Origin of the sequence: Mesorhizobium sp. M00.F.Ca.ET.216.01.1.1, from assembly GCF_004010325.2 — a bacterium.
In the GTDB taxonomy this organism is placed as follows: Bacteria; Pseudomonadota; Alphaproteobacteria; order Rhizobiales; family Rhizobiaceae; genus Mesorhizobium.
Genome location: NZ_SADR02000487.1, coordinates 1 through 294 on the forward strand (window position 1 = coordinate 1; position 294 = coordinate 294).

At 62.9% G+C, this 294-nt stretch carries 1 protein-coding gene; it reads left to right on the forward strand.

The window, feature by feature from the left end:
• Positions 1-294 (forward strand): EF-Tu/IF-2/RF-3 family GTPase (locus EN859_RS37090; RefSeq protein ID WP_245525898.1); only part of this gene is annotated, 294 nt, incomplete at both ends.

A 294-nucleotide genomic window follows, 5' to 3' on the forward strand; every position in this document is an offset into this window, starting at 1 on the left:
GCTCACCAAGGGCGTCTCTGTCGACAACACGGTGAAGGGCAAGAAGGAGCGCATCGGCCGCATGCTGCAGATGCATGCGAATTCGCGCGCCGACGTCGAAGAAGCTTTTGCGGGCGACATTGTCGCCTTGGCCGGCCTCAAGGACACCACCACCGGCGACACGCTGTGCGATCCGCTGCACCCGGTCATCCTCGAGCGCATGGAATTCCCCGATCCGGTCATCCAGATCGCCATCGAGCCGAAGACCAAGAACGACCAGGAAAAGATGGGCCTCGCGCTTCACCGCCTGGCTGC